Source organism: Arenicella xantha, assembly GCF_003315245.1.
Classification (GTDB): Bacteria; Pseudomonadota; Gammaproteobacteria; order Arenicellales; family Arenicellaceae; genus Arenicella; species Arenicella xantha.
The window spans coordinates 1-1,306 of the sequence record NZ_QNRT01000027.1; the positions used below are offsets into that span (position 1 = coordinate 1).

A 1,306-nucleotide genomic window follows, 5' to 3' on the forward strand; every position below is an offset into this window, starting at 1 on the left:
GAGACTGTAAACTGAACTGTGTATCTGCTTAACGCAACTTGTTAAGGTAGATACTATGACTAAGAACAAACTCTCTGCTCAGATTGAGCAGCTCCTCGACGGGCTCGATAGCCAAGAGGAAGTGGCAGAAGCCACTAAGTTACTCCATAAGCGTTTCTTTGAAAAATCGCTGAATGCGGAACTTGACGACCACCTCGGTTACGCGAAACATGATAACAGCAGCAACGTAAACTCCCGCAATGGAACGATGCGCAAGACGGTGTACACGGACGATGGCGCGCTGGATATCGAGACGCCGCGCGATCGAGACGCCAGCTTCGAACCCCAACTTATCAAGAAACGTCAAACGCGCGTGCCGACGCTGGATTCGAAAATCGTCTTCCTGTATTCGCAAGGTCTGAGTACGCGCGAGATCGTTCAGACGCTTGAAGAACTGTACGGTACCGATGTGTCACCAACGCTGGTATCTCGCGTCACCGACGCCGTTCTGGCCGACGTAATTGAATGGCAGTCGCGTCCGCTGGATGACGTTTATCCTATCGTCTATCTGGACTGTATTGTGGTCAAGATTCGCCAGGATAAGCGTGTTATTAACAAAGCCGTTTACCTAGCTCTGGGTGTCAATATGGACGGCCACAAGGAGCTTCTAGGCCTTTGGATATCCGAGAACGAAGGCGCTAAGTTTTGGCTAAACGTATTAACTGAGCTGCAAAACCGAGGCGTGAAAGACATCTTGATTGCCTGCGTAGATGGTCTCAACGGCTTTCCTGACGCGATTCAAACAGTCTATCCAGAGACTCGGATTCAACTGTGCATTGTCCATATGGTACGCAACTCGATGAAGTACGTGCCGTGGAAAGACTACAAGGCTGTGGCCGCCGATCTCAAGCAAATTTATCAAGCGACGACGGAAGATAAGGCGCTGCTTGCGCTCGATCAATTTAGTGAAAAGTGGGACGCGAAATATCCACAGATCAGTCGGTCATGGCGAGCACACTGGGAGAATCTGAACACGCTGTTTAACTACCCCGCGGATATCCGCAAAGCAATTTATACCACCAACGCAATCGAATCCTTGAACAGCGTAATTCGTAAAGCGATCAAAAAACGCAAACTGTTTCCGACCGATGAGGCGGCCACAAAAGTGATCTACCTCGCTATCCAACAAGCGTCGAAGAAATGGACCATGCCGATACGTAATTGGAAATCTGCTCTCAACCGATTTATGATCGAGTTTGAGGATCGACTAACTGACTATATTTAAATCCCAACCAATGGCATTTACACAGTTAGATTTACACTCTCT

Annotated in this window: 1 protein-coding gene; it reads left to right on the forward strand. The window is 48.6% G+C overall.

Going from position 1 to position 1,306, the window contains the following annotated elements:
* The first annotated feature begins 55 nt into the window (after positions 1–55).
* The gene (locus DFR28_RS19535) at positions 56–1,264 is read left to right on the forward strand and encodes an IS256 family transposase (RefSeq protein WP_113956088.1); all 1,209 of its coding nucleotides are present in this window, start codon (positions 56–58) and stop codon (positions 1,262–1,264) included.
* The last annotated feature ends 42 nt before the right edge of the window (positions 1,265–1,306 follow it).

What these genes read in the sequence shown, in the direction of transcription:
- DFR28_RS19535 (WP_113956088.1), top strand. Translation starts at nt 56, where the DNA reads ATGACTAAGAACAAACTCTCTGCTCAGATTGAGCAGCTCCTCGACGGG.